Here is a 6285-nt window from a genome sequence, read left to right as displayed (position 1 = left end):
AGACAACTTGATCAAGAACTTGGGAACCGCCTGTTTGACACACTCGACGATCTCCGTGAGGCTGCTCTCTCTGCACTCGACCGGGTCGAAATCCCAGATGTGTTTACGTATTTATGTCCGTGAGTATTAGTCTTGGTCAATACGTAGCTCTACTGACGGGGTGATTCATATGGACTGGTGAGAAAACAATGGTTGATGACTACATCCTCTGTATCTTGTACGAGTCTCCTAAAAATTAGGATACATGTTGTAGTCTCTCGGGTTATGTTTTTGGCCTGTACTGACCGATCTGGCCTGCTAGCTTTTCGAGGAGTTTCTGTTCGGGATCTGTGTGTTCTCTTCAGCATACACTAGATTACCACCTCAGAGTAGCGCAAAACGCGAGATTTAGATACGTTGACTAGCTACAACTCGTGATACGTGATGATCGAGATTTCTGATTCGCTTCGCTCTGTGTTTAGTGCTCAAATCGAAGAACGTGACGGCTCATATATTGTGGATGTCCCGGCGAGTGAAATCGAACACGACGCGCTTGCTGCCGACGAAACGTATCGCGTCGCGATCTTGGAATCAGAATCCTCGACAAGCCAGAAGACCCAGGAAGAGCAACCCCAATCGGCTGGGCAAGAACCAACTCAGACGTCGGACGGTCCTCCCGTAGATGAAGGTGAAGTCCGCGACGTGACGATCGAGACGACTGGTGATCAAGGTGACGGCATTGCGAAGGTTGAACGCGGCTACGTCGTGATCGTCCCCGGCGGACAACCGGGTGATGAGCCGTCGGTCGAGATCGAGCAAGTCAAAGAGAATGTCGCGTTTGCCAGCATCGTCGAACCCGACTCACGGGCGCTGTAACGTCGTTTTACTGGCACCTGTCTATTTGATTGGGATCGTTGGAACCACGACTATCCTGATCAACCCTCCTCGCTTCCTGGCTTGCCGACGTACTCCGATTTCATCGTCCCGTTTTCACGATAGTAGCGATAGAGATACGGGCCGTGCATATCTGCTGGATCTCCGCTAGCGCACTTACAGCTATCGTCGCCACAGGTGACTTTCTCTTTGACGACGGTCCCGCTTCCTGCGCTATCGGACTCGTCGACGGGCTCAGCAGTCTCGGGAAGCTCCTCGGTGTCGACCGACTGGTCGTGATACTCGATGAGCGCCTCGACGTAGTTCCGTATCTCATGGAGTGTCTCCGTATCCTGTTTTGGGAGCCCCTCTGCGAGATACTTCGGGAGCGAGGTGGGTGGTGACGGCTGCTCTATACCTTATGTAACAATTGGAGTCATGTTAGCGTTCGGGTGCTACATAAGGTATTGAACCTTCTCTCCTAACCGTGACCACTTCAGCAATTACTCGAGATCGTAGGCCGCAATCTCGTCAGCGCCACACTGTGGACATTCATCGACGTCCTTCTCCACGCTGTACCCACAGTGACGGCACTCGTGGTGGGTTGTCGATGGCAGCTCGAGCCTGACGATCTGCTGGATGAACTGTTTACTGAGCATGGGTGGGGTCAACGATCTCGCCACAGCTTGGGCATTCGGCCCACACGCCCGGTCTACCGCTATCTGTTTCATACTCGATGATCGCGTGTCGGCCGGTAACTGTATCGCCACAGAATGAGCAGGTGCCACGGACCGTCTCTGGATTATCGGGGGTCATTCTCACGAGATCGGCAGCTCTTTTCAGGGGAGAGGGAGCGTGTGACACTGTTTTAGAGCTGGTTCGGTCGGTAAAACCGACTCAGCTTTGCTCCCTCACCTCAGAATTTGAGACTCTGTGACTTATAGCTCAGGCGAGCGGGGCGAAAGTATTGTTCCGGGACAGCAGCGTGACCGCAGGTCGTGAGTAGCCATTGCGCGCGATGTCATAGAACAGTTCAGATACCCGATCAAGATTGGTCAATACAGGCGACTTACGTACTGGTCAAGATACAAACTTTTTTGTTACCTGTCAGGAGCGTCGTGCGAGATACAGAGGATACAGTCAGCACGGAGCTCACCGTCACTTCACGCTCTCTCGAACGAACCGGCTGCTCACTGGCCTGCGTACAGTCAGCCTCAACACTAAACCGAGGAAACCTCGACAGCGTACCCCTCAGCCAACTCTACGACATCATAGACGTGAATCCCTGATTTGAACCACAGCACACGGTCATCTATCCCCTCGAAATCCTCAGATGAGCAATCCAACCGATCTGAGACGGCGATAATAAGATTATCTTGGTCGGCTTCTCGTATCTTCGCTAACTTCTCATCAAGGTACTCGGGCGTCCAAAACCCAACAATCTCGAACACGACTCGTCGTCCGTCTGGGTGTTCAATAGCAAAATCGGGAAGCATCACCTCCGCCCCCAAGTCCAGCACATCGTCTTCCCGCACCAGCTCCCAATCGGTGTTCGACCGCTCCCACTTTTGAGCGAGCGTCCGTTCGACATCAGAGTCGAAATCGCCCTGAGCAGAGTAGTGTGAGGACAGGTCATCGGTCTGGTCAAGCTCAAATGAGAGTGTTGGACGAGATGATGCGCTTTCGTCATCGAGTATATCAGCTTCCATCTCCCAGCGGTCGCACAACGGGAGGGCTGGCAGAAAGTTCGCCATCCGAATCCCGTACTTCCGTGATTTCGAGAAAAGAGATGCTGCTCCGTCCAGAGTCGCTTCATACCCGTCAGCAACATCTGTATTGGAGACACGCCTGCCGTTGCTGTCGATTGGGTAGATGCGGTGCATCAGCCCAAAGAGCTTCACGTAGCTGAAGACGGTAGAAAATGAGTCCCAGACTCGTATCCGCATCTCTGTCGCATCGTACAGCACCGCCTGTGCCAGAGCAAGATTGTAGCGTGTAAGAAGCCAGTCAACCGTGATCGTATCCTCAGCGTAGGACTCCTCGCTATCACCCGTGAGTCGTGTCGTAGTGGTTGATTCGTTTCCCTCCTCGTATTCATCGGAAAAACGGTGTCCGAACCGTACGAGTCGCTTGTTCTCCTCCAAGTCTGCGTACATCCCTTGGTAGCACTCTTTGAGTGAGATACCGAGTTTATCAGCGACAGAACTGTACACCTCCAATTTCTTTGTGTCCTCTCCGAGCGTTGGCTGGCGGGCGATAGGATACGACTCGTTTGCCTTCTTGAAGAGGCGTTGCCGAATCTCTCGTGGCTCAACTGGGGCGACTGTCTCGAACTCACACTCGTCTTTCAGCAGTTTCGCCAGTCCCTGGACGATTTTGTAATCCGTATCCGCAATGGTGAGCTGGTCGATGGTGTCTTCCAATTCGCCCTTCTGTTCGCCGAGATGCTCCTCGAAAATCTGGATGAGTTCCGCAGCTGTCTCTCGGTACCGTTGCTCATCAGTATCGACGAACAACGGGGCAATGCTATCCTCGTGCGTGCGTGAGCGTGCGAGGTCAGCTGTCAGCATTCGCTGTCACCCCCTGCCGTCGTCGTTCAGAGACGTAGGTTTCCATCGTGTCTTCGGTGATAATTTCGTAGAGACGAGCAGGTTGACGGTCGTCTGTCGGTCGGAGAATCCGTCCCAGCCGTTGTGCGTACTGTCGTTTCGAGGCACTCCCAGACAGAATAATTCCCACGTTCGCAGACGGAACGTCGATGCCTTCATCCAAGACCTGTGAGGTAGCCAGCATTGAGTACTCTCCCGTCCGAAACCGTTCCAAGATCTCGGTACGTTCCTCAGTCTCGGTCTGGTGTGTGATACACGGCACAACGAACTCTTGGGAAATCTTGTAGGCAAACTCGTTGTTGGCAGTAAAGATGATTGTACGGTCGTCGTAATGCCGTTTCAGGAGATTATCAAGCGTGTCCAGCTTCTTTTCAGCCGTGCGGGCGATCTTCTCCGCTCGTTGCTTGGCGATGAGAGCCCGTCGCCCCTGCGGGTCATAGGATGTGCGTTTGAGGAACTCAGCATAGCCGTTCTCTTTCCAGAGGTCAAAGTCGTGGCTATCCACGTAATCACGGTAAATCTGGTACTCCTCATCATAGGTTGTCCGCTCGTCGTCGGTAAGTCCGACTTGGAGGTGAATCGTCTCGTACTCGCTAAGAAACTCGCCAGCAAGTTCATTGACTTCCTCTCGATAGACGACCGTCCCAAGCAAGTCCTCCAACTCTTCGTGTGCTCCATCGGCACGCTCGTAGGTTGCTGTCAGTCCAAGCCGATACGGAGCAATCGTCATCTCAGGAATTTGCTGGTAGGTCGGAGCTGGCAAGTGGTGAACTTCGTCCACTACAAGAAGTCCAAACCGGTCGCCGTACTCGTTGATGTAGCGGTAGGCGGAGTCGTAGGTCGTTACTGTGATGTCCGCTATCTCGTGGCTTCCTCCCCCAAGAACGCCGACACCGTCTGGAAGTTGGTCACCGAAGGCATTGGTGAGAGTCGCGTGCCACTGGTTCATCAGATCGATAGTCGGCACGACGACGAGCGTACTCACACCTGCGTCAGCAATGGCTTGAACGGCGAGGAACGTTTTCCCGCTTCCAGTCGGGAGGACGACGCTTCCTTGACGGTTGTTGTCCTGCCACGCAGAGAGAGCGTCCTGTTGGTAGTCCCGTGGTTCGATAGCGACAGACGGCGTGAGATAGAAGTCTGAGTAGGCACGAGCCTCATCCTCTAATTTAGCCACAGTTGCTGTGGATTCTTCGAGTGTTGCTTGACCATCGGACTCAGTTGCCCACTGTCGAATATCACGGTAGTGCTGTGCCTGTGCCCGATACTCGTCAACACGGTCGTCCCATTCGGCATACGGCACAGTATCAGGAGCGTCTTCGAGAAGAAGCGTGCCATCATCAAACGAGAGACGCATTCGAGTTTACCTATGTCGGTGGGATACTTGTCCTTGCTGGGGTTGGAATCTCGAAGAGAACACTATATTGAGAGGTCGTCGGCAGTTGAGCGAAGCTCACTCTTTGTCGGCTGTCTCCCGATGTCAACGGAACGGTCGCCAATCCAGAACTGAAACTGCTGGTGGTCAACATCGAAGTGGAGTCCACAGGAGACATCTGGCTCCGCCTGCTCATATACGGATTCACTCACATTCTCGCCTTCTTGGAGCGTTTCAAGAAGATACTCGGCGGCGTGTGGGCGTTGCTTCATCGTCAAAATGTGGTCGGTTGCCACGTGTTCCAGCACGTCCCCACCTGTGTCGTATCCGTCCCCGACAAAATAGAACTCTCCGCTAAACTCGTAGGACTCGACGTGGATGCTGAGAGCATACGTCATATACTACCGTCGTCGTTCTGTGGCACAAACATTACGCCTCCAGTTGCTGTTAGAGGAGATAATGACAGCAGACCGCCGTCCTGAGGAAATCGAAATTGATCGGCTTGACCAGCAGTTAGCAACCGCTGAAAACGGAGGTATGAACGCACTCACAAAGGCAGTCGCAACCTACGAAACACAGTTAGCGACCGCACACGAGAAAGGGGAATCCGACCGTTACCGAGGTATTTCCAGAGCCTATCAGGAACAGCTCATCACCGTGCTTGACGACGCAACGCAGACTGAAGGGTGGGAATTGGTTGAAGATTTTCTCGACGCATACCATCCAGACACAGCTGATAAGTTCCCCCACGTGACGACGATTCTCCAGAACGTTACAAGTCGCTACCTTATCCGTACCCGCCTGTCGGCCGGTATCGATAGTGTTCCAGTTTCCGCTCTGACATTCTTCAGTTCGATTCTCGACCAGTTTGAGGGAGATGGATACGATTTCATCAGAGAAGCACTCCATCCGTACGGCTGGGGTATCGGGCATCCAGACCATTCGGTTGCGGACGATGTCCACCGGTACGCCTCGTCGAGTCTCCCGCTCGTGAATGCGATACTCGAACATGCGTTCTATGCCGACCAGCATTCAGCCGTAGAACTGCTTGAAGAACTGGTTAACGACGAGTCGGTTCAACAGACACTCCCATATCGGTCTGGTAAGATTTCGGGACCACGATACCTGCTGGATGCTCCCGCTGGTGCTGTCAGCGATTTCGATCCAACGGTTCCACGCTATTGGGAGTGGCAGGAGGAACTTGATTACGAGTTTGTGTTGGATGAAGGTGTTGAGACGCGGATTCGAGAGATAGTAGCTGAGCAAGGTGTCGGTGACGAGTTATCCTCCGACTGGGAGATCACTGACTTGACTCTGTGATCCATTCGTCTTTAGCTAAGCGAAGAACCGCATGACAGCAGCGGCTTATCGAGGCTACTTTTTGAGAGGAATGAGGAGGCGGCAAGTGTGCACCAAGACGCCTCCTCATCAAGAATCATGCGTCGGCTT

Annotated in this window: 6 protein-coding genes and 1 pseudogene; 3 read left to right on the top strand and 4 right to left on the bottom strand. The window is 53.3% G+C overall.

Annotation, left to right across the window (positions count from 1 at the left end):
- Both EXE41_RS18145 and EXE41_RS18140 read left to right on the top strand, forming a co-directional pair.
- A pseudogene (locus EXE41_RS18145) lies at positions 1-123 on the top strand (IS630 family transposase); the annotation flags it as partial.
- A 300-nt stretch (positions 124-423) separates the two neighbouring features.
- On the top strand, positions 424-855 hold the full coding sequence (locus tag EXE41_RS18140) for a TRAM domain-containing protein (protein ID WP_137691740.1): 432 nt from the start codon (positions 424-426) through the stop codon (positions 853-855).
- Between the two features lie 59 nt (positions 856-914).
- Here EXE41_RS18140 and EXE41_RS18135 read toward each other — a convergent pair whose 3' ends face one another.
- From EXE41_RS18135 to EXE41_RS18115, 4 genes are all read right to left on the bottom strand, one after another.
- Positions 915-1268 carry a DUF6788 family protein gene (locus EXE41_RS18135; protein WP_137691739.1) on the bottom strand — a complete coding sequence of 118 codons (354 nt, stop codon included), beginning with the start codon at positions 1266-1268 and terminating at the stop codon, positions 915-917.
- 804 nt (positions 1269-2072) lie between these two features.
- Positions 2073-3422: a DUF790 family protein gene (locus tag EXE41_RS18125; RefSeq protein WP_137691737.1), complete on the bottom strand. Its 1350-nt coding sequence runs from the start codon at positions 3420-3422 to the stop codon at positions 2073-2075.
- Positions 3409-4818 carry a DEAD/DEAH box helicase family protein gene (locus tag EXE41_RS18120; RefSeq protein WP_137691736.1) on the bottom strand — a complete coding sequence of 470 codons (1410 nt, stop codon included), beginning with the start codon at positions 4816-4818 and terminating at the stop codon, positions 3409-3411. The genes EXE41_RS18125 and EXE41_RS18120 overlap by 14 nt, the downstream gene beginning before the upstream one ends.
- A gap of 62 nt (positions 4819-4880) precedes the next feature.
- Positions 4881-5234 (bottom strand): hypothetical protein, encoded by a 354-nt coding sequence (locus EXE41_RS18115; RefSeq protein WP_137691735.1) that lies wholly within the window; start codon positions 5232-5234, stop codon positions 4881-4883.
- A gap of 61 nt (positions 5235-5295) precedes the next feature.
- Here EXE41_RS18115 and EXE41_RS18110 point away from each other — a divergent pair, with 61 nt between their 5' ends.
- Positions 5296-6156: a hypothetical protein gene (locus EXE41_RS18110; protein ID WP_137691734.1), complete on the top strand. Its 861-nt coding sequence runs from the start codon at positions 5296-5298 to the stop codon at positions 6154-6156.
- Positions 6157-6285: the final 129 nt, after the last annotated feature.

Source organism: Halorubrum sp. SD690R, from assembly GCF_005435035.1.
Taxonomy (GTDB): domain Archaea; phylum Halobacteriota; class Halobacteria; order Halobacteriales; family Haloferacaceae; genus Halorubrum; species Halorubrum ezzemoulense.
This window is presented reverse-complemented; position numbering and strand designations above follow the sequence as displayed.